This window comes from Agaribacillus sp. DX54 (genome assembly GCF_056858335.1).
Map to the genome: position 1 here is coordinate 277020 of NZ_JBXEQE010000004.1, position 21446 is coordinate 298465.

Annotated in this window: 17 protein-coding genes and 1 pseudogene; 6 read left to right on the forward strand and 12 right to left on the reverse strand. The window is 41.7% G+C overall.

Annotated elements, in window-relative coordinates; genetic code table 11:
• The first annotated feature begins 46 nt into the window (after positions 1-46).
• Positions 47-1300, forward strand: a complete 1254-nt coding sequence (locus AC04NP_RS07175) for a metallophosphoesterase (protein WP_482858836.1) — start codon at positions 47-49, stop codon at positions 1298-1300.
• A 52-nt stretch (positions 1301-1352) separates the two neighbouring features.
• Here the strand turns inward: AC04NP_RS07175 and AC04NP_RS07180 are convergent, their stop codons facing one another.
• Entirely contained in the window at positions 1353-3422 is a 2070-nt protein-coding gene (locus AC04NP_RS07180; RefSeq protein WP_482858837.1) for a ComEA family DNA-binding protein, read from the reverse strand.
• Positions 3419-4141 carry a hypothetical protein gene (locus tag AC04NP_RS07185; RefSeq protein WP_482858838.1) on the reverse strand — a complete coding sequence of 241 codons (723 nt, stop codon included), beginning with the start codon at positions 4139-4141 and terminating at the stop codon, positions 3419-3421. Before AC04NP_RS07185 ends, AC04NP_RS07180 begins: the two co-directional genes overlap by 4 nt.
• Positions 4142-4531: 390 nt before the next feature.
• Here AC04NP_RS07185 and AC04NP_RS07190 point away from each other — a divergent pair, with 390 nt between their 5' ends.
• Positions 4532-5587, forward strand: coding sequence for a DUF6089 family protein (locus AC04NP_RS07190; RefSeq protein WP_482858839.1), 1056 nt, complete (start codon positions 4532-4534; stop codon positions 5585-5587).
• 33 nt (positions 5588-5620) lie between these two features.
• On the opposite strand, the gene AC04NP_RS07195 is transcribed toward AC04NP_RS07190, so the two are convergent.
• The 6 genes and pseudogenes from AC04NP_RS07195 to AC04NP_RS07220 all read right to left on the reverse strand — a co-directional run bounded on the left by AC04NP_RS07195 (position 5621) and on the right by AC04NP_RS07220 (position 12754).
• Positions 5621-7105: a BamA/TamA family outer membrane protein gene (locus tag AC04NP_RS07195; protein WP_482858840.1), complete on the reverse strand. Its 1485-nt coding sequence runs from the start codon at positions 7103-7105 to the stop codon at positions 5621-5623.
• Between the two features lie 252 nt (positions 7106-7357).
• Positions 7358-8463: pseudogene (locus AC04NP_RS07200) on the reverse strand (prolipoprotein diacylglyceryl transferase).
• A gap of 81 nt (positions 8464-8544) precedes the next feature.
• The gene (locus AC04NP_RS07205) at positions 8545-10425 is read right to left on the reverse strand and encodes an NAD(+) synthase (RefSeq protein WP_482858841.1); all 1881 of its coding nucleotides are present in this window, start codon (positions 10423-10425) and stop codon (positions 8545-8547) included.
• 67 nt (positions 10426-10492) lie between these two features.
• Positions 10493-11233, reverse strand: coding sequence for a ribonuclease III (gene rnc, locus AC04NP_RS07210; protein WP_482858842.1), 741 nt, complete (start codon positions 11231-11233; stop codon positions 10493-10495).
• Entirely contained in the window at positions 11233-12486 is a 1254-nt protein-coding gene (gene fabF, locus AC04NP_RS07215; RefSeq protein ID WP_482858843.1) for a beta-ketoacyl-ACP synthase II, read from the reverse strand. Before fabF ends, rnc begins: the two co-directional genes overlap by 1 nt.
• A 31-nt stretch (positions 12487-12517) precedes the next feature.
• Positions 12518-12754, reverse strand: a complete 237-nt coding sequence (locus AC04NP_RS07220) for an acyl carrier protein (protein ID WP_302237796.1) — start codon at positions 12752-12754, stop codon at positions 12518-12520.
• Between the two features lie 141 nt (positions 12755-12895).
• Here AC04NP_RS07220 and AC04NP_RS07225 point away from each other — a divergent pair, with 141 nt between their 5' ends.
• A complete protein-coding gene (locus AC04NP_RS07225; RefSeq protein ID WP_482858844.1) occupies positions 12896-13324 on the forward strand; it encodes an IPExxxVDY family protein in 429 nt (142 codons plus the stop codon).
• Position 13325: 1 nt separating this feature from the next.
• The gene (pyk, locus tag AC04NP_RS07230) at positions 13326-14765 is read left to right on the forward strand and encodes a pyruvate kinase (protein ID WP_482858845.1); all 1440 of its coding nucleotides are present in this window, start codon (positions 13326-13328) and stop codon (positions 14763-14765) included.
• A gap of 260 nt (positions 14766-15025) precedes the next feature.
• Here pyk and AC04NP_RS07235 read toward each other — a convergent pair whose 3' ends face one another.
• Genes AC04NP_RS07235 through AC04NP_RS07245 form a run of 3 tightly spaced genes read right to left on the reverse strand, consistent with a single transcriptional unit; the run spans position 15026 to position 17832 of the window.
• Positions 15026-16078 (reverse strand): vWA domain-containing protein, encoded by a 1053-nt coding sequence (locus AC04NP_RS07235; protein WP_482858846.1) that lies wholly within the window; start codon positions 16076-16078, stop codon positions 15026-15028.
• Positions 16068-16961, reverse strand: coding sequence for a hypothetical protein (locus AC04NP_RS07240; protein ID WP_482858847.1), 894 nt, complete (start codon positions 16959-16961; stop codon positions 16068-16070). Before AC04NP_RS07240 ends, AC04NP_RS07235 begins: the two co-directional genes overlap by 11 nt.
• Entirely contained in the window at positions 16954-17832 is an 879-nt protein-coding gene (locus AC04NP_RS07245; protein ID WP_482858848.1) for a DUF58 domain-containing protein, read from the reverse strand. The genes AC04NP_RS07240 and AC04NP_RS07245 overlap by 8 nt, the downstream gene beginning before the upstream one ends.
• Before the next feature lie 249 nt (positions 17833-18081).
• Between AC04NP_RS07245 and AC04NP_RS07250 the strand changes: the two genes are divergently transcribed.
• Together AC04NP_RS07250 and AC04NP_RS07255 are read left to right on the forward strand one after the other, a co-directional pair.
• Positions 18082-18441 carry a DUF4296 domain-containing protein gene (locus AC04NP_RS07250; RefSeq protein WP_482858849.1) on the forward strand — a complete coding sequence of 120 codons (360 nt, stop codon included), beginning with the start codon at positions 18082-18084 and terminating at the stop codon, positions 18439-18441.
• A gap of 27 nt (positions 18442-18468) precedes the next feature.
• Entirely contained in the window at positions 18469-20865 is a 2397-nt protein-coding gene (locus tag AC04NP_RS07255; protein ID WP_482858850.1) for an endonuclease MutS2, read from the forward strand.
• 60 nt (positions 20866-20925) lie between these two features.
• On the opposite strand, the gene AC04NP_RS07260 is transcribed toward AC04NP_RS07255, so the two are convergent.
• Positions 20926-21402, reverse strand: a complete 477-nt coding sequence (locus AC04NP_RS07260) for a lipocalin family protein (protein ID WP_482858851.1) — start codon at positions 21400-21402, stop codon at positions 20926-20928.
• Positions 21403-21446 lie beyond the last annotated feature (44 nt).

Sequence of the window (21446 nt, forward strand, 5' to 3'; positions counted from 1 at the left end):
AATTGTCTGTCAAATTGTCATCAAATGATGCGATCCGGGTTAGCTTATGAATAAATTGCTGGTCATACCAATCTTAGCGATTATTTTAATCATTGTAGACCTTTATGCCCATAGTGCCATAAAGATTTTCTTTAAAAACCTTTCTCCCCGGTTTTTAAGAATTTTTGCTGTGGGTTTCTGGTTGGTTTCCCTGCTGTCTATTCTCGGTCTTTTTGTATATCACTTTACCGGCACCACGTTGTTGAATTTTCATCAACGTTCGATTTTAATGGCGTTTCTGTTCATCAGTTATTTTTCCAAGGGTATCATTATGATGATCACTTTTATGGGAGATATAATTGAGGGGATGCAAAACCTTTTTTTTAATAAGAAAGCGGTGGTTAGCAGTGAGAACAAAAAGACTGGTTCGGAAATGACCAGAGGGGAGTTTATCAAGAAGGCTGCGGTAGCGACAGCAGCATTACCTTTTACCACCTTAAGTTTCGGGGTGGTCAATGGTGTTCACAATTACCGGATAGTGTTTAAAAAAATAAAACTGCCCCATCTTCCGGATTCCTTTCATGGGATCCGGATAGGGCAGATTTCTGATGTACACTCCGGCAGCTTTTTTGACAGGAAATCAGTAATAGGAGGTATAGAACTGTTGAGTCAACAGAAGACAGATTTAATCTTTTTTACCGGTGATCTTGTGAATAATGAAACCAAGGAAGTAAATAATTACATTGATATTTTCAAAAAGGTAAAGGCACCACTTGGGGTATTTTCTACCTTGGGGAATCACGACTATGGAAATTACAGGGTCTGGCCCAGTGGGAAGGAAAAGGCACAAAACCTTAGCGATATGCACCACGCACACAAACTACTTGGGTGGAATTTATTAAATAACGAAAACCATATCGTAGAGATGGGTGGAGAAAAGCTGGCCATCCTGGGCGTTGAAAACTGGGGAACAGGCAGATTTCCTAAATACGGTAAATTGGGTGAGGCTTACGCAGGAACCGAAGATGCGGTAGTAAAGCTGTTACTTTCCCATGACCCGAGCCATTGGGACGCACAGGTCAGGCCTGAATTCAAGGATATTGATATCATGTTTGCCGGGCATACCCATGGCTTTCAGTTTGGTATTGAAACCGCTAATTTCAGATGGAGCCCCTCACAATATATGTACAAACAATGGGCTGACCTTTATAAAAAAGAAAACCAATATCTCTACGTAAATCGTGGTTTTGGCTTCCTGGGGTTCCCGGGAAGAATTGGTATTGAGCCCGAAATCACCATATTTGAACTGGTAAAAGCCTGATGTTATTACGGTTAAGCGCCGGTCTTTTAGGAATGTCATGCCTCCCTTTATCCTATTTAAAAGAATACCTTAATTGACATCTGATATCTGTTTTTTGAGGTGCGTTGATTTGATCAGTCCCCGAACCAATGACCATCCGGTCAAAGTAGATGGTTTTTGCCAGTTTCACCCAAAAAGTCAGATTCCTTGATATTTTGGTTTGGAGCATAGTGTAATAACGGTATCCGCTCCCTGAAAAGGCCGGTATGGCCAGGGCGTAAAGTAAGTCCCTTTCATACCTGTAGTGCCGGTTATCGAAGTTTTCTGTATCGAACAACATGATCCGGCTACTTAAACGTAATGTCCGCCAATTAATGTATAGATCCTGGCTCATTGAGAAACCTTTACTTTTGTTTCCGGCTTTTTCAAAACGGCTCCACTGGAGATTGGTTTTAAGCGTCAACAAGTCAGCAATATGGTGGTTAAAGCTCAGTTGATAGTTGTTTCTTTGCCGCATGACAACCTTGTTTAAATTCGCGGAGGTTCCTGCATCATTCATTGCTTTATTTTCCTGGCGTAGCAAACCGGTTATCTCCGTATTCCGGGCGAATTGGTAAGAAAATGAAAGCAGGTGTTCATTGCCGCTCGAGGGGCGGTCCACCTGAAATTTTAGCCATGGAAATTGAAAGGTATCCATAAAGGCTGTGAGGGTAAAGTTTTTGAAAGGGAATAACTTTAATCCCCAATAAAATCCATACTCGTTGCTATTGGTGCTATTTTCTGAAAAAGCGTCACCAAATGGTGCATGATAGCCCGTTTCAAATTTTCTGAAAAGCAACGAGAACTGAACCATTGAAGAAAAACTACCCAAAGCTCCCAAAATCAGTCCATACTTGCCCATACTACCCCAAACTCCTTCTCCAAAGAAATGAAAGTTTTCCCAATTGTAGCTGAAATTACAGCCAAGGTAGCCCGTCAGTTTATCATTGCTTTCAAACTTTTTATAAAGTTTGTCGGACCTTGCCGGTGCAAAACCGTATCTGCTGAAACTAATCACCTGACCCAGACTCAAATTCTTGTCATCGCTTACATAAGAAATGTTCACACCACCGACTTCTTCATGAAGCGATTTTCTCTGGCCGATTTCACTATCAGTGCGGTGCAATCCACTTTTTTTGATACTGCTCACTAAATAAGTGGAAACCACAGTGTCCGCTTCCAGGTTTGCGTCAATCAGTTTATTGGAGTAGAAGGTAGTAAGGGCAAACCGGTCGATTTGATAGGTGGCAGCAGCTCCCCGGAGAAATCCATGTTCAGTTGTAGATGTGTAGGGCACAATTCCCAGATTGCTCCGTCTGATGGTGGTGATGGTTTCGGCACCTTTGCCGGGATAAAAACCTGCAGCAAACAATACTCCCTGACCTAGCTGAAGCCTATAGTCTCCAAAGGTCAGGTTTTTTAATCGCCCCCGGTTTTGTAAAGTGAGATGAAATGACCAAAAATCCGCACCAAACTGATGATTTTCCGGTTTCCAGGTAAACTTTTCTCCCGCGTCTTTCTCCAGGGTTAATCCCAAACTAAAATCTTTGGAGTGGCTGGATCGATATTTGATCAAATATTGGTAAGGGGAACCGGCAAATCTCGATTTGCCCGTGTCATAATACCCGGACTTTTTTTCCAGTGTCTTGTTTACACGTAAAACCAGGTAATGATTATCGGCATTTCCGATGCGTTTTATCAGAGGTTGGCTTACATAGTTTTGGGTTGAGGGCTTTAAGGTAACCAAAGGCAGTATTTTGCGGATCGTATTGACATCAAAACCCGGAATGGCCTGCAGTTCGTAAATTGAAATTAACTTACCATGAATTTTAATATAGTTCAGAAAACTATTGATTTGAGAAATTGATAGAAGTGACAACGACATTAACTCATCTTTGGTAATCTGATTAAGGTCAAGCGGGTTTTCCTGCAAGTCGATCCAATGCCGGGCAGTCTCCTCGCTGTATTGTCCCTCATCCATGTTTAAAAGACCTGTTTCCCGGTTGAGTGGGTCACCGCTTCGGTCAATGAATTCAGCTTGCCCGTTTACTTCTAAATCACCAGTTAGTATCAATAATAGTTTTAGAAAAACAAAATGCCTCATCTTTCCGGTTTTAATTCATAACTTACGCTTAAAAGGTGGGAGAGTCCTAATGCTGAATGGCCGGTAATTGCGTAACCAATCTCAAGTTTCCCGGTGTCGAATCCGGCTCCGAAGTTATAGTTAAAAGGATTGGTTTGGATACCACTGGTTATGTTAAATTTTTCTTTTACCCGGTACAGCAACCCAATTTTTGTGGTGGTGGTAAATAAGAGCGTTTTTTCAACCTCCGCATTTAAAACAAAGACTGATATGGGTTCATAAGAAATACCTACCCTGAATAATACCGGCAATCTGTTATCTGCGGGTCCTCCGAATGCCGCGAGGTTTATGTTAAAGGCATACATGCCCACGCTGAGCTGTGGGGTCAATGCTGTGACACTACCGGCTTCCACGATCAGGTAGCCCCTGCTCCCATAACCTTCGGTATTGAAAACCAGGTAATTTACCTTCAGCCCAAGGCCAGTATTGCCCAGGGTATGACCTATGGCAAGTCCTACCTGATTTTGATGATGCAGCCGGTCACCAAACCTGTTTACTGTCATACCCAGGTTGAAAGCTCCGACAGGATATATCAAACCTGCATTCAGTGAGCTTAATTCGCTGACATTGAATCGGTTGTAAATTGAAAATAAGGAAACGACCGACTTAGATCTGCTAAATCCGCCTACGTTATTAAAAATAGACCAGTGGTCACAAAAAGCTACCGTCGCATCGCCCATTCCGAGGGATTTGGCACTGATTGCATAATTAAATGGCTGGCTTTTGGAACACAGGATTATCATTAATAAACATCCTGAAAAAAATGTTCTCATTGAAAATCAAAAAAGCAATATAAAAAATTTATGCAATTAAAACCAACGTGTATTTTCAGGAGAACATCGAATAATAAAATTATTTTTATTATTTAAGCTAAAATTGCATTATTTTTAGCCCGGTTGTGTAAAAGATGATTGTTTTATCAATTAATAACTTTTTTGTCGATAGTTTTTTGTGAGACTTTTTTGAAAGTTAGTTTTAAAATCGGGACTAAGCAAAACAGGATGATTACAGGTATAAATTTGACCTTGCCTGAAAGCACAACCATTGTTTTTGAAATTTAAACCGAAATAATGAACAAAATTCATTTACTTTTTACCAGTGCTGTTTTATTATTAAGTTGTAATTATACGTTGGCGCAGGACAGCGACGTATTTAAGCAGGCAAGGAAAAATAACCGCTTGTTTAAGTTTAACAAAGAATTGCGATACACCACGATTGGAATCGGGATCAATGCGATCAACTATTTTGGGGATCTTGCCCCAAGGCCCGGAAACCTGAGCACTGATATTTCGTTTACTCGCGCCGGTTTTGGGATAATGGCCAATCACAGGATCGGTTCCAGGGTATTTCTCAGAGGTTCATTTAATTGGGCTACCATGAAGGGGGATGACTTTGAGTCTGCCGACCTGGATGATCCCGAATCCAGGGACAGGTATGCAAGAAACCTGCAATTCAGGAATACAATTTTTGAATTATCGGGAACAGCTATTTTTGATTTGATACGTAATCATGGATTTTACGTCAAAAGGGCACTTTTCACACCCTATATATTTGCCGGTGTGGCAGTTTTTCATCATAACCCTCAGGCCAAGGTGCCGGAGTTTGATTTAAACGGAATACCATTGGAAAATGCAGGTGATTGGGTAGACTTGCATCCACTCGGTACGGAGGGACAGAATAACGACGCCAGTGATGTTGAAGCCTATCACAAAGTACAGTTTTCTATTCCTGCCGGTTTCGGGGTCAGGTTGAAGCTTAACAAGAATTTTGATCTGGCTTTTGAAATGGGTTACAGAATTCTGTTTTTCGATTATATTGATGACGTGAGTTCTGAGTATCCTGATTACGGGCTGCTGGATAGTGATCTGGCAAGAACTTTATCGGGAAGGGCGGGCGAACCGATTGCGGTTGTGTCGGGTGATGAAAGAAATGCTGATCTCCTTCAGGTACTTGAACAAAGCCGTACTACTTATGTGGGTGCCGATAACAATACTTACTCTGTGGTATCGGACAACCTTCCTGGCGTCCGGCGTGGTGATAGGAATGACAACGACCTTTATATAGTTACCAGTCTGCAACTAACTTACGTATTGGGAAGTCCGATCAGGAAACCTAAATTCAGATAAAGGGGATAGAAAGCCTGGCATTGAATATTGCGGCTAATTGAACACAGATCTGAAGTTGAGGAAAAAACCTCCTACACCTTCACTGTTCACTGAGTACTCCAACCGCATCACGAAATCATAATAAGTAACCACATCGAGCCCTACGCCGGTACCGAAGATGTATCTGTTGACAAGCCTGCTATTTTCCCTTTCATCAATGTGTCTGTTGACAATGCCTCCGTCAAAATAGGTTTTGAGATAAATAGCGATCGGTATATTATTAAATTCGTCTTTCTTGATGAATTTATCAAGCCGGGCCGACGTATTTAAGATACGTTTTTTAAAGGCAAGCTTATGGAGAAAAAAGCTTTGACCCTCGATCACATTTAATTCATATCCTCTTATAAAATTGGGCCTGAATCCCAGTGCCCGGGAGTTGACATACGGCTGTCGTCTTGGGAAGCTGACATTTCCGCTCACCCTGCTAGACACAAAATAGTCTTTGCCCAGATCAAAAAATTTATTGTAATCCGCATTGATTTCCAACTGGTTGATATCGTCATATATACCCAGCCCCAGTTTATCTGCGGTAAAATTAAATACATAACCTTTCAAGGGATAAGCGATCATATCCCTGGCCTCTTTCCGGTACCGGTACCGAAACTGGAAATATTGCTGTTGCGTACGTCCGTTTAAAAAGTAGTTGGGATTGAGTTGGGCAACCGAGTCAGCTACTCTTGCATTTTGATAAAACAGCGAAAAATAATGAAAACTATAAAAAGAGGGGCGATGACTAAAAGTGACGGAACCATAGATGTTTTCCCTGCCTCTTTTACCAAAATCGGCAAATTGCTGTACATGATCCTCGGTTATATAATTCACATCATTGTTTTCGTCATAACCAACCCGTAATATCAATCCATTTTGTTGCGATTTGTCAATGTAAGGTATTCTGTAATCAAGCTCAAACCTTCTCGTAAATCCAAATTGAGCTTCCAGTTTAAGTCGTTCATTCCTTCCCCTTAGGTTGTATTGGTATAACTTCATCCCATAGCTGACCCTGTTAAAATCACGGTCCCAGTTGGTCCACCAGTCATTGAAGTTCCTTGCCTCCAGTTTAAATACAGGTACCGGAAACAGGTACCATCGCTCGGATACCTTGACTAAAATTTCCACCTGATGAAAGGCAATATCAACTATTTGGAGATCGACGGTTAAAAACAGTTGGGTGTTTACAATGTTGTTTTTGTTATTTTCCAGAATCTTCTCCAGGTCGCTTCTTAGCACCACATCACCAACCTGCACCCCAATCTCGCGTAAGATGATGCTTTCTCTTGTCTTTTTATTGCCAATGATAAAAATATTCTGAATCGTTACATAAACATCTTCCTCATCGGAAGCGCTGTTACTGTGGTCGGTGTTCGAACTGCCCGGATTGCTGTTGGGTGTGTTTTGTGAGGTTTGGCAGTGAGCCGAAGCAGTGAATAACACAAGCAATAGAAAGACACTGCACCTGTAAGAGGTGTTCTGTATAAGCATACAAACAAGTAAACAATGCGACAAATTAATACCTTTCTATTACATTTACGGTTGACTAGCTCATGGTAATCTAACAACACTACCTAAAGTTAATAGGTTTCATCCACAGAATTAAATATCTGCAAAAGACTTTGCTACTTATGTATTATAAACATTTATAATTACTTAAGATAGAATTAAAGTAAAAATTCTTTGTCAATAAACAATATTTAAACCATAAAATTCTATAATAGTACATAAACATTATGTTATTTAAACTTTATCAATTTTGTTTCCCACCTTATTTTGACGAAATCTAATTCTGAATAACATATAAATGCCTATTAAAACCAGTGGTATGCTCAATATTTGTCCCATATTCAATGGCAAATCTTCTTCAAAAGCTTCTTGATTTTCCTTAAAAAACTCATCTATAAACCTAAGTGTCCAGAGTATAACCAGGAATAGCCCAAAAATCAGTCCTTCCGGTGTTTTGTCCTTTTTCTTGTGCCAAATGACAAACAATAATACAAATAGCAAAAAGCAATAAATGGATTCATAGAGCTGACCCGGATGCCTGGCTATACCATTGGTTTGAATTTTTGCCATGTAGACGCTATTTTTCCGGGATAAATCATATTTCAATGGTTCATTAGCCGGCTCGAATAAATTGGGTTCCTGACGGGAAGAGTATCTTACAAGTGCATCCTTAATATTTGATTCCAACAGTTGCCGCACCTGATTCTCCTGTAAATCTTTCCCTGGGAAAGTGATTTCTAACCCTAATGGCACAAAACCTTCTGCCGCTTCCTGACCGCTACCTTTTATAGCTTCCACATTTTCAATTTCCGGAAACGTATTTTCCAGACCTTCTTCAATTTCTCTAGCAAAAACCACACCAAAATTACTATTTGTGGGAATTCCCAGGATTTCGGAATTCATGAAATTCCCGAACCGGATCAGGCAGCCGGTAATTGCACAGCGATGACCAATCTATCTACTACCCAAAGATAACTTTGGTTTTTTTTCTTTCTTACATAGAGATACAGTGCGGCAAGAATGCCTATGGCAGCCCCATGACTGGCCAGACCGCCTTCCCACACTTTCAGAATCTCTATGGGATTGGAAAGGTAATGGCTTGACCCATAAAACAGGACATGGCCCAATCTGGCTCCCACAATAGTTGCTACCACTATGTAAATGGTGAGTAATTCGACATCTTTTTCCGACTTACCCTCTTTTTTGAAAATGTAGATCAATAATTGCTGGCTAATTAAAAACCCCAGGGCAAACAGTAATCCATACCATCTCGGTATGCTCCAACCCGGTATCACTTCAGCCACCGGATCCCAGACAATAAAAATTAAAAATGAAAGCATAATTAAAAATTTGATCAAATATAAGGTAAATATCTATAGTTCATTTTTTGTCTGATACATATCTCTTTTGCCATCATAACTTCATAAGTGGTCCAACGTTTCGAGTTCTTCTCTGAAACTTCCGGATAGTATCGGAAATCTGCACCACGTTCTAGGGTCTACGTTAAAATCATCGAGGTGGAAAGCCGGAGCAATGCGTTCCCTTTTCCACTGATTTTTTGCCCACAATTGATAAAACTTTTTAATGTATTGTTTTAGTAACGGCTGGGAAGTCAACGCAGATCCGGACAACTGATTGAACACCTCTACAGGAGACTGATGATCTCTGATTGCCAGTTTTTCAATTTCTACGAGAATGTGGTAGGGCATCAGGTCACCTTCATCGGTTTGATATTGGCCCGGTGGCCTTAACTCCGCCGTGGGATTAAGGCTGTTGACATAAGTCAGACTTCGGTAACCCAGGTTTTTTTCAGCCCAAAGCAACCATTGGTTTATAAAATGTTTGTCAACCGCAGCTATAGGGGCGATACTACCACAAGTATCCCCATCCATGGTAGTGTAACCTACGTCACCTTCACTACGGTTGGAGGTAGTGATTAATAAGGCGTTGTTGAGGTTGGCCAGCATCCAGATTACCGGGGCCCTGGATCGCGCCTGGATGTTTTGCAAGGTAATATCATGCTCGTTCCAGGTCAGCGGGTAACCAAGTGCATGTTCAATTTTCCGGGTGTATGAACTGACCTCCTGGTCAATATTCCAGTGATAAAAAACAGCTCCCGTGTCTGTTGCCAGTGCCTGGGCAGCATTAAAGGTTTCACAGGAAGAATTTTCGGTGGCCTGGTATGCGCAGGTCAGTATTTTATGAGTGACTTGTTTAAATAAATCCTGCTCCCCGGCAATATTTTCCAGGGTGTCGAAATCACCCGGATTGAAATTAAGTTTTTTGATAAAGTTATCCAGCCCCAGCTCCTTTATTCCTCTTTTTACCATTTCAGCTACCAGAACTGCACAGGTTGATGAGTCGGCGCCGCCACTTAGAGATAATACAAACCCTTGGCTTCTACTTTTTCTCAAATAGTCGAACAGTGCCAGGGTACTGGCTTTGACAAATTCGGTGCATTTGTCATGATCATCGTGGTTGAAGTCTGCCCGGGAATCCGAAGGGTTTTCAAAATCCAGTGTGGCCCTGGCCAAATTCATATCTTTGTATGATAACCTGTTGTTTCTTTGTACCAGGCGGCCATTTTGCGCAATCAGCACATCACCGTCATAGACCATTCTGCCCGCCTCATTGCCCAACAAATTGGCATAAACATAGCTGCATCTGAAATTCTTTGAACTACCGACAACCAGTGATTCCCTGAACCGGGCCTTGCCCATGGCAAAGTGACTGGCGCTGGGGTTTAAAATGAGATTTACCTTTTTGTCAAATAGGCGGCATGCAGGGCGCTGGTTACCCCTCCAGGCATCTTCACAGATTTCAAATCCGATCTTCAAATCATCGATTTCATAGACAACATCACCGATTTGATAAAGCTGGTTTTCCAGTTCGATTTGCTTAACCACCCCACTCGGCCATGGTGTAAACCATCTGGGCTCGTAGTGCACACCATCATTGGCCAGATTTTGTTTGGCATTAAAACCGAGAATTTTTTGATTTCTAATGACGCAGGCGCAGTTATACAACCTGCCTTCAAACCTGACAGGCACTCCTACAGCCACCATCAAATTTTCGCAGGCTTCGGCAATTTCCGGAAGAAAGGTGACCGCTTTTGCCGGTAGCCAATCGCTTAAAAACAGGTCTTCACAACCGTAGCCGCTGACAGCCAGTTCCGGTAAACACAACACATCTACGCTTTCTGTAATCGCCTTGCGGATACATGCAATGATACGATCAACATTGCCTTCCCAATCCAAGGGGGTTTGGTTAAGGCTTCCACCGGCAACTGTATATCTGGACATAAAATGATTTCTATTGCATCGCAATTATAAACAATACATGCTTAAAAGCACAACCTGTCAGGCTTTTCTAAAGATCGAGGAATTCACAAGATTTTTGGGCTGCATCCTGTTCAGCTTTTTTCTTGCTTGTTCCGTGTCCCTTTCCAACTGGTTTGTCATCGACAAAGACCTGAACAGTAAACTCTTTGAAGTGTCTTTTGTTTTTTATTTCTACCACCTCAAACCTTACTTCCTTATTCTCTTTTTGCGCCCATTCAATGATGAGGCTTTTACTGTTGGGGTTAGTTTTGACTATCTGGTCGAGGTCGTAGTAAGGGAGCAACAATTTATTGATAATAAACTTTCTGCAAAACCTAAAACCTCTGTCCAGATAAACCGCCCCAACCAAAGCTTCCAGGGTATCACCATGTATGGACCGGTGGGAGAGCGAGTTTTTTCTATTGGCATCATATTCAATCAAAACATCCAGGCCAATTTTTTTTCCCAGGTCATTTAGTGATTCCCGGTTTACAATTCTGGAGCGTATTTCAGTGAGGAATCCTTCGTCTTTTAACGGATACTTCTTAAATAGAAATTCTGCAATGACTGTACCCAGCACCGCATCTCCGAGATATTCCAGTCTTTCATTGGATTCCCGAAAGCCTGATTTTAAGGTTTTGGCCACCGAAGCATGTTTGGTAGCCAGTTCATAAATATCAAGATTAATAGGCTTTCTCCCTACAATGGTATTTACCGCCGAAATGAGCCGTTTATTTTTTGGGGACTGATTAATACCGATTCGTGAAATCCATTTTAAAAGGGAATACACTATTCTTTTGGTTTTCCAAATATAATAGAAGCATTGTGGCCTCCAAAACCAAAGGTATTGCTTAAAGCCACATCGATTTTTCTCTGCTGAGCTTTATTAAAGGTAAAATTCAGATTTGGATCAAACCGTTCATCATCAGTAAAATGATTAATAGTAGGAGGAACGGTCTGATTTTTGATAGCAACTAAAGAAGCAATGGCTTCAATGGCACCGGCGGCACCTAGCAGGTGGCCGGTCATAGATTTGGTGGAGCTTATGCTAAGTTTGTAGGCATGTTCTCCAAATACTTTTTGTATGGCTAATGTTTCACTAATGTCTCCCAGTGGAGTAGAGGTGCCATGGACATTGATGTAGTCTACAGCTTCTGTTTGCAGGCCGGCGTCTTGCAAAGCACTTTGCATTACCAATGAAGCGCCTGCCCCATCCGGGTGAGGGGCTGTGATGTGGTGAGCATCTGCCGACATGCCTCCACCTAATAACTCTGCGTAGATTTTGGCGCCTCTGGCTTTGGCGTGTTCATACTCTTCTAAAATAATGGTGCCGGCACCTTCTCCCAACACAAAGCCATTTCTGTCTTTGTCAAATGGCCGCGAGGCTGTTTCCGGTGAGTCATTTCTTTCCGATAACGCCTTCATCGCATTGAACCCTCCGATACCCGCTTCCGTTACGGCTGCTTCGCTTCCTCCCGAGACCATCATATCACACCTTCCGGTACGAATATAAGTAAACGCATCAATCAGGGCGTTTGTGGCGGAAGCACAAGCTGAGACCGTCACGAAATTTGGTCCCCTGAAACCATACTTTATGGATATGTGACCGGCAGTGATGTCAGCGATCATTTTGGGAATGAAAAAAGGATTGAATCGCGGAGTTCCGTCACCTTCGGAAAAATTCACGACCTCATCCTGAAATGTTCTGAGCCCGCCTATTCCCGATCCCCAGATAACACCGATGCGATCCAGGTTGAGGTTTTCCAGATCAAGATCAGCATCTGCAATGGCCTCATCACAAGCAACGAGCGCGTATTGCGTACATGGGTCCATTTTACGGGCTTCTTTTCTGTCAAAATAATCGCCCGGGTCATAATTTTTGACCTCACATGCAAATCTTGTTTTAAATTTTTCAGCGTTGAATCTGGTGATAGGAGCGGCGCCACTTACTCCGCCTAACAGGTTTTTTTCATATTCGGGAAATGTGTTTCCCAGAGGTGTAAGTGCGCCTAACCCTGTAACTACGACTCTCCTTAAATTCATAAAGAATTTTTAATAGAAGCTAAAAGTAGAATTATTTAACGTTTTCTTCGAGGTAGGAAATTGCCTGGCCTACGGTTGCGATGTTTTCGGCCTGATCGTCAGGTATAGAAATATTAAATTCTTTCTCAAATTCCATAATTAGTTCGACTGTATCAAGTGAGTCAGCACCCAGATCATTGGTGAAGCTTGCCTCCGGGGTAACCTCAGATTCTTCTACACCCAATTTGTCAATAATAATTCCTTTTACTTTTTGTGCTATTTCAGACATTTTTAAATTAGTTTAGTAAAACACTTTGCAAAGAAATGCATTAAATACTATAATGTCAAACAATTTTTACCAATTTAGACCCTTGGTAAAAAACCCCGTTTTCTTGCTTATTTTTACATAATTTTCGCTAATCCGGCCCCTATGAAAAAGCAAAAATTAGTAGTAGATTTTGATTATAATTTCAAGCTGTTCGGCATCATTTCACCAGCCTCTGAACACAAGTTGGCATGGGAATTAAACCGGGGGCTGAACGTTAATCTGATTAAAAATGAGGATATCAAAATTAATTTTTTGAACAACAAAAATTTAATCATCTCAAACTTTCTTTTTGGAAAAGAAGAAAGTATTTTGCGCCTGCTTAAGAATAAATCTGTCGCTATGTCTGCCACTAATCAATCGTTTTTAATACCTGAATTGAAACAATTCGATTACCTGTTAATTATTGATGGATTTGAACAAACATTTAAACCCGAACATGTTGCAGCAAGATTACGGCAAATAGATATTATTCAAAACGTCATGAATCTTGAAGTGTTAAAGCTTAAATCAAAGGAGAATTTAGTCTTTTAGTATGAAAAGAGAAATAATTTTTAACAAAACCAAGATTATTGCAACCGTAGGCCCGGCCAGCAATACCAAAGAGAAACTCATTGAGCTTTACAAGGCAGGAGCAGATGTTTTCAGGCTTAATTTTTCGCATGGTACGCATGAAGACCACCAAAAGGTGATCAATTATGTGAAGGAGATCAATAAGGAGTTAGGTGCCCATATCTGCCTGTTACAGGATTTACAGGGGCCTAAAATCAGGGTAAATCAGATTGAAAACGGTGAGGTGGCCATTAACGCGGGTGAGCAGTTGGTGATCACCACCGAGGAGATACTTGGTGATTCGAAGAAGATAAGCACCTCTTATAAATACCTTCCCGATGACGTAACTAATGGTGATACGATTCTTGTGGATGATGGAAAAATTGAGTTAAAGGTGTTAGGCGTCAATGGCAAGGAGGTGACCACTGAGGTGGTTTTTGGAGGAATGTTAAAATCCAGAAAAGGCATTAACCTTCCCAATTCGGAGGTATCGGCACCCTCACTCACGGAAAAAGATGAAAAAGATTTGATTTTTGGCCTGGAAAATGAAGTAAACTGGGTGGCGCTTTCTTTTGTAAGAAAAGCTGAGGACGTCAGGTATTTGAAGCAAAAAATCAAAGCAAGCGGGAAACACACCAAAGTGATTGCCAAAATTGAAAAGCCCCAGGCCATAGAGAATATTGATGAAATTATCATGGAAACCGATGCTTTGATGGTAGCGAGGGGAGACCTTGGGGTAGAAGTGGTGATGGAGGAAGTGCCCATGTTGCAGAAAATGATGGTAGAGAAGTGCAATGTGGCAGGTAAACCTGTGATTATTGCCACGCAAATGATGGAAAGTATGATTGTCAATCCGAGACCCACCAGGGCTGAGACCAATGATATTGCCAACGCTGTTATGGATGGCGCCGATACCTTGATGCTTTCGGCAGAGACTGCAGCGGGGAAGTATCCGGTGGAGTCTGTGAAAAGTATGTCAAAAACCATCGCCATTGTTGAAAGCAAGGCCGAAAACAATTATTTTCATCATACCGGCTATGTGCACGATGAGTCGCCCACCTTTATTAATGACTCTTTGGTGTTAAGTGCTGCGCGCCTTGCCAAAAGGACAAAGGCCAAAGCCATCGTCGGTATGACAGCTTCGGGGTATACAGCATTCAGACTGGCTACTCATCGTCCCAAAGCCGATATATTCATTTTTACCCAAAATGAGGGGCTTTTGAATACGATAAATCTTATATGGGGGATCAGAGGGTATTATTATGACAAAATGGTATCGACTGATTCAACGATTGAAGATGTAGAAAGAATTCTGAAGGAAAACGGCCATCTCAATACCGGTGACCTGTTTATCACAACCGCCAGCATGCCGTTGGAAGCAAAAAAAAGGACAAATATGTTGAAGATTAATGTGGTTGTGTGAGGGGGGGATTTGTGTTGCAAGTTGCGGGTTAAGTCCCCCCAGTCTTAAGTTATGCAACACCCACGTTGCGCCTGTGCCTTTCGAGCCGGAGGAGCACAACCGAAACCCTTACCCTATCCAATAGCCTTACTAATAAGAGGATCAGATGATTTCATAATCGCCGGACCAAAGGTGTATACCATAAAATAATTGTCCATTACCAACTGTCAATTGCACCTACCGGAAGACGGTTCTGCTAAAGGTATACTATTTATTAACACTCAGTCCTGCAAAACGTTACTCATAAAGCTGGATTTCAGTACCAGCCAGACCAGAAAACTCAATATAGCCCAATTCAGGTAAATGTGATAAAAATCGGTGGTATCCCGGAAACGGGTTTCTTTGATTTCTGCTTTTTCGTACTCATCGATGAGGGCGAATACTTCTTTCAGGGCCTGATTATTAGATACCCGGTAAAACTTCCCTTCACCAATGTCTGCGATTTTTCTAAGCGTGGTTTCATCCAGCGTATTTTCAACATAGGTGGTGCGACCAAAAAAGTCCTTTCCAAAGGGCACCCTGCCTTCTTTGCCAATACCGATGGTGTACATCTTTATGTTGTATGCAGCGCCTAGCTGGGCAGCCGTTATAGGATCGATATTTCCGGCAGTGTTGTCGCCATCACTTAACAGGATCAGGACTTTCGAGCTCGATTCGGACTCTCTCATCCTGTTGGTGGCCACAGCCAGTGCACTGCCGATGGCTGTGCCACGGCTTTCGATCATGTCAAATGAAACCTCGTCTATGTAGGAATACAATAAATCGTAATCAGTGGTAAGCGGTGATAGTGAATAGGCGTCACCGGAGAAAATGACTATTCCGATCCTGTCCTGAAATCGGCCCTGTATGAAATCCCTGGCCACATTTTTGGCGGCTTTCAGCCGGTTAGGCTTAAAATCTTCAATTTGCATCGACTCGGATATATCTATTACTAACATAATATCAATACCCTCTGTCCATTGTTCTACCTTCTCGTTGGTTTCCTGTGGTCTTGCCATGGCAATCAGCATGAACAACAGGCTGAGGGTTAGAAAAATATCAGGAATAAACCGCAAAAGGCTTGATGGCTGCCATTTGATTTGTTTTTTATGAAAGGCCACATCCAGCTTCTGGATAAACTTGAAATTAAGCAACCACCGTAATAAAAACAAAAACGGAATGATCAACACACCATATAAAAACACGGGGTTTTCCCAGTCAAAACTGGTCAGTGTACTTTTCAGAAACCATTCGGCCGAAATCCAGTCCCAGTACCCTTCCGATCTATTTAGCATTTTTAATCAGGTTCATTTTTACATTTAGCCTTTCAAAAGCATAGTCTTTTAATTCCGTAAAGTTCGAAGCCAGGTTTTTAATGTTACCATGACCATATATCCCCTTATCAATGTTTTTAAGGTTTAATTTCAAAGCGTCATTCGGTTGTATTCTCACAATTTCTTTGGTAGTTAATTTGGTGAAAGGGGCATTTTCAAGTTTCTCCATATACTTTTTCCAGATTAACAAAAGTGATTCGGCATCTTCTTTCCGGTCCTGAACACTGTTAAGCATGTCGTTAAAAATCAGCACAAATTTCTCATGCCGCTTTCTAAGCCTGTAAAGACGGAGCCTTTTGCTGATCTGCTTGCCAAATATTAAAGCCACTGCAATTACCACCAGTAAAAAAAGACTTAATCCGAAAATTAAATAGGGATAATTAAAATCAAGCTTTACGTTGGCATATTCGCTGTTGTCTTTTAATGCAATTGAGTCTGGCATCTGGGTGATTAATTGCTGCAAAACAATAGAATCTTCCATAGTATAATAGCCGGTGCTGTCACCTGCTGCGATCAGAAATACCGGCAAAGCCAGCTGTTGTACCGGATCGACCTCAAAGGTACTGAGGTAGTAAACCACACTATCGAAACTTTTTACGCTGTCCGATTTTGTGAAAAACTCCGTCTTTTTTATGAACTCAAAAGGCATAAAATCGTACAGTGAATCCGGGAATATGATGTTATTGTCCCTTGGATATTCGATGGAAAGCGAATACACAACCTCCTCCCCGATTTTGATGCTATCGGACAAAAACATACCTTTTGGCTCGAGCTGCTGTGCGTTGATAAGGGCCGGATAAAGTAAAAATGAAACGAAAATGTGGACGGCAGTTTTCCTAAGCACTTTTCTTTGTTTTATTTCTGACCTTAAACAATTTAATAAGCTTGGGCACATAATTCTCGTCAGTACTGACGGGAAGGTAATTTATCTGATGCAGCCTGCAAAAGCTTTCCAGTTCACTTTGGCGTGAGACCAGGTTTTTGCCTAGATTCTTTTTAAAACCGGCTGCGCTGGTGTTCACCCAGATGGTTTTTTGGCTTTCCTTGTCATACAGTGGCACTATTCCCAATTTCGGAAGTATAGACTCCCGGGGGTCAAAAATATGAATGATAACGACATCGTGTTTCTTGGCCAACGCTTTCAGGTTATGTTCATAGTCTTCATCGATGAAGTCGGATATGAGGACAATAACACTTCTTCTCTTAATCATGTTCAGCGAAAAACCCAATGCCTTTTTAAGGTTGGTCCTGATTGATTTCGGGTGTAGATTATAGATTTGATGGATAACATTATACCCGTGTTTCGGTCCTTTGCCGGACTTCACATATCTTTCTTTTTGATCTGAGTAACAAATCAAGCCAACCTGACTTTGCTCCTTTATCGCCGAAAGTGTCAAAACACCACAGATCTCTTTACCTATGTCTATTTTCTGATGACCTTCCGTACCAAGATTTTGAGAAGCACTGACATCCAGCACAAAATATACGGTTTGTTCCTTTTCTTCCTTGTAAGTCTTCACATAGGTACCATGCCCTTTGGCAGTGACATTCCAGTCGATCGTTCTTATGTCATCCCCATACTGATAGGCCCTGACATCATCGAACTCCAGCCCCGAACCTTTAAAAATCGAATGAAAATCGCCCTGCATTTTAGAGGTAATAGCCTTCCGGATTTGTAATTCGTATTTTCGCAGCTTTTTCAAAATGGACTGCATGGTTTGGGGTGATATTTTATTGGAGCGCGAAACCATAAAATTTATCTTTGTCCAACATTTATGTTTGAGTTCAATATTGTCAATGGCCTGGTTTTTGAACGAAACAAATTAACCGCAAATCACGGTATTTTCTCATTATTATAGAAAATTAGCCTGGCTGTTTAACATTTTTTAACAATCTTTCGGGATATTAAAATCTGTCAACCAAACCTGGTTTTAAAATTAGACATATTTAAGTAATTTTCAGTTGTGAATAAGAAAATGATATTTCTGGCGGCCATTATACTCCTTTCCTGTAATAAAAAAGAGGACGGCGAAAAGCCTGACTGGCTGTTGGAAAAGGATAAAATGATAGGGTTTTTAGTTGATTTGCATCTTACCGAGGCCAAGCTGACGAAGTTGGGTGTTAAAAGGGATTCTACCCGAAAGCTGTTCCAAACCTATGAAAAACAGTTATTTGAGAAACATCAAATCAACGACTCTATCTATTACAAAAGTTATAATTATTACCTGGAAGATGTTAAGGAAATGAAAGAAATCTATGTGGCGGTAGTAGATAGTTTGAATGTCCGGGAACAGCTTCTGAAGCAAAACAGCGCCAATAAATAACCTCAGTACTTATCCACGACAGTAAAAATGCGCTATCCTGAAAATATTGAGCCAAAGCTTGGGTTTGACAAGATAAGGGCATTGGTAGCCGAACATTGCCGCAGTACGCTTGGGGCAGGCTTTGTGAACAGCATGAAGTTTTCCGGCGACCCGGGCTACATAAGGCAACTGGTTTCTCAAACTTTCGAATTTAAGGCTATCCTGGAAAGCGGAGAAAGTTTTCCGAAGGCTAACTATATTGATGTCAATGTGAGTCTTGAAAAGGCCAGGGTAGAGGGAGTTTTTTTACTGGAAAGTGAATTGCATGATATCAGTATATCGCTCGATACCATTCTAAAGTGCCTTGCCTTTTTTTCAAAGTTCCGGGAGCAGTACCCGGCCTTGTTTTTGATTACCGGTGGTGTGATGATTGAGCAAGGACTATGTAATGAAATTGACTCTAAAATCGATGAAAAAGGGGAACTTCGCAACAACGCTACTCTGGCATTAGCCAGAATCAGACAATCGATACAATCGGAACAGGGAAAGATACGGAAGCAGTTAAATCAGGAATTGCGGCATGCCATTAAACAGGGTTATGTGCAGGATGATAGCAACATCACTATCCGCGGAGGCAGGATGGTCATTCCGGTACTGGCAGAACACAAAAGGAAAATAAAAGGCTTTATACATGACGAATCTTCCTCCGGGCAACTGGTATATATGGAGCCGGCTACTGTACTGGAGGTCAACAATGCCATTCGTGAGCTGGAATACCGGGAGAAACGGGAAATTGTCAGGATTCTTACCGACCTTACTACTATGATCCGACCGTACCTGGATGACTTGGAGAAGGCATACCGGTTTTTAGGAATGGTGGATTTTATCATGGCTAAAGCAAAGTTTGCGCTGGATATTCAGGCAAATATGCCAGCTATTAGCCAAGAAAAGAGGATGGACTGGAGACTTGCCAGGCATCCGCTTCTGTTACTGGCACACCGGAAGGTCGGAAAAGAGGTGGTGCCGCTTACCATTTATCTCGATCAGTCGCAGAGAATCCTGGTTATTTCCGGTCCGAATGCAGGTGGCAAGTCTGTTTGTCTGAAAACAGTGGGACTATTGCAATATATGTTTCAGTGCGGACTTCTGATTCCGGTCGAAGAGGGCTCTCGGATCTGTGTCTTTAAAAACCTGTTTATTGATATTGGCGACGAGCAATCCATAGAAAATGATCTGAGTACCTATAGCTCCCATTTAACAAATATGAAGTATTTTTTAAAACACGGAGATAAGGACACGCTATTTCTTATTGATGAGTTTGGGACAGGGACCGACCCTAACTTTGGCGGCGCCATCGCTGAAGCAATACTTGACAAGTTGCATAAAAACGGGGCTTTTGGTATTGTAAATACGCATTATGGGAATCTTAAACAATTTGCTGACAATACAGAGGGAATTGTAAACGGAGCGATGCGGTTTGATGTACAAAACCTGGAACCTCTTTATAAACTGGAGATTGGAAAGCCCGGCAGCTCCTTTGCCCTGGAAATTGCCTACAAAATCGGGTTGCCACACCGGTTAATCGATCAGGTTAAAAACAACCTGGGCACCGAAAAAGTTAACTTTGACAGGCTACTATCCAGACTTGAGAGAGACAAGCGATACTATGATACTAAAAAAGATGAGCTGAAACGTAAAAACAAGGAGCTGAACAACCTGTTACAAAAATATAATCAGCTTAGCGAAGAATTGGATCAGCAGAAAAAAAACATACTTAACCAGGCTAAAGAAGAAGCAAGACAAATTCTGGCTGGTACCAACAAAAAAATTGAAGCTACGATAAGATCCATTAAAGAGAGCAAGGCAGAAAAGACGGCTACCAAAGTGGCCAGACAATCGTTAGATACCTTCAAAAAATCCCTCACTACACAAAAAGTGAAAAAGTCCAAACAACCGGTGGAGGTAGTTGATGGCGAAATTGTCGTGGGCGCCTATGTCAGGGTAAAAGGTCAGGCTACTTTAGGGGAAGTATTGGCGATCAAAGGTAAGGATGCGGAGATCAGAATCGGTGCATTAACTTCCAAAGTTAAGTTGAACCGGTTAGAAAGGGTTTCAAAACAAGCCTTGAAGGAAATAGAAAAATTTCCAGAAAGTCCGGGTGGCCCTGTGGGTGGGTTTGACATTTCCAGGCGAAACATTGCGTTTAAAAGTCAGATTGATTTGAGGGGCAAAAGAACCGAAGAGGCGCTAATAGCAGTTGACCATTTAATCGACGGTGCTACAATGCTTGGTGTCAGGGAGTTACGTATAGTACACGGGAAGGGCGATGGCATTTTAAGGGACATGATCCGCAAGCATCTCCGTACTTACAGTCAGGTTAGTAACATCCATGATGAGCATGCGGACAGGGGCGGGGCCGGGATTACTATTTTTGAACTGGGATAGCACAAAAAAAGCGCCCAGGTTAGATTGATTATGAGCGCTTTTCTATATTTTTATCATCTTTTACTGCTGCTTTGTGAGGGCAAATGTCCAGTCGCCTTCCAACCCGGCGGTTCTGTTAGCTGATCCATCCTGATTGAGCGAAAACTCCAAGACCAGGGTGGTTTCATTTAGTGTGGTAATATCCATTTTAATATTGGTGCCCCGTACAATGGTAGTGACATCGTCTCCATCAAATGACCAGGTACCACTAGGAAAAGCATTGGTTACATCATTGGTATTGTACGTACTGCTAGGCTCGACATTTGATCTGTCTGCATTCAGGGAACCGGCAAATGTAACCGTAAAATTATCATAAGTGGGTTCATCCGTGCCACCTCTTTCCACCGAGTTAGCGGTGGCTGCCCAGATACCGCGAAGCTTGTTAAACTGAATTTCCGCCGCTGTTTCGGGTTCGGGGTTTGATGTGCTCCCGCAACCTGCGTACACCAGTAAACTCAGTAAGAATGCTACAGTAAGTAAAAAATTTATCCTTTTCATGTAGTTTTAATATTTATTAGATTCTAGTCTGATTAACAAATATT